The sequence below is a fragment of the Streptomyces sp. NPDC045701 genome (assembly GCF_056432045.1).
This window is the reverse complement of sequence record NZ_JBWKJV010000232.1, coordinates 1-1,058: the sequence shown is the minus strand read 5'-3', so window position 1 is coordinate 1,058 and position 1,058 is coordinate 1. Positions and strand designations below refer to the sequence as shown.

Annotated in this window: 1 protein-coding gene; it reads left to right on the top strand. The window is 69.9% G+C overall.

Annotated features, from left to right (window positions below; all coding sequences use genetic code 11):
- The first annotated feature begins 23 nt into the window (after window positions 1-23).
- The gene (locus tag AC07DW_RS34650) at window positions 24-998 is read left to right on the top strand and encodes a transposase (RefSeq protein ID WP_478861555.1); all 975 of its coding nucleotides are present in this window, start codon (window positions 24-26) and stop codon (window positions 996-998) included.
- Window positions 999-1,058 lie beyond the last annotated feature (60 nt).

Genomic DNA, 1,058 nt, shown 5'->3' with positions numbered 1-1,058 from the left:
CCGTGCGGGTTGGGTGAGTTGTGATGCTTACCTGGGCCCGCACGGCCTGCTCCCATCCTGCCCTGTCCGGGGTCTCTCGCGCACATTTCGGCGAGTTGCTCGAAGAACTCGCACCCCAGTGGGAAGCCGCTCGCGAGTCCCGACTGCGGGAGCAACGCGGGGGCGCGAGGCGGAGAGCAGCAGGCGCGGGGCGCAAACAGCGGTTGGTCTTCACCGACCGGCTGCTGGTCACCCTGGTCTGCCTGCGCCTCGGACTGCCGCACGCCGCCCTGGCAGAGCTCTTCGAAGTCGACCGCTCGACTGTTTCCGCTGCGATCCGCGAGGTCAGGCCCCTGCTCGCGGCCCGCGGCTTCGCCGTCCCCGACCGCCCGGGCCTACGGATCCGCACCGTGGAGGACCTGTTCGCCTACGCGGAGGCCGAAGGCGTCGAGTTCCGCATGGACGGCACGGAAGTCCAGATCAGACGCCCCAAGGCAGGACGGCCCGGACGCAAGGCGTTCGTCTCGGGCAAGAAGAGGCAGAACACCATGAAGACCACCACCTTCAGCGACGGCCAGGGCCGCACCCTCTTCTCCGGCGTGCCCCGGCCCGGGCGGATGCACGACCAGACCGCCGTACGCACCGAGGGCATCGCCGAACAATTCCGCCAGCACCCGGACGTGAAAGCCAAGGTCGACTCCGGCTACCAGGGCCTGGCCAAGGAGTTCCCCGGCCAGGTCAGCGCGCCGCCGAAGAAGCCGGCCGACGATGCCCCGGACGGCGAGAAGCGCGCCTGGCGCGAAGAACGCCGCCGCCAGTCCTCGGCCCGGATCGTGGTGGAGCACGCCAACGCCGAGTACAAGCAGTGGCGTCCCCTCCAGCGGTACACCGGCCGACGCGAGGACTACGACCAGACACACCGAGCGATCGCGGGCCTGGTCTCCGACCGCTCCGCCCGCCGGCCGACCCGTCGACGGACAAGCACCGAACTGGTCCTCGTCCGCACGACGGCCTGCTGATCACCCACCAGCCGAACCACCAGGCCAAGACGGCCCGACCTCAATTTCCCCCAAGGTCGT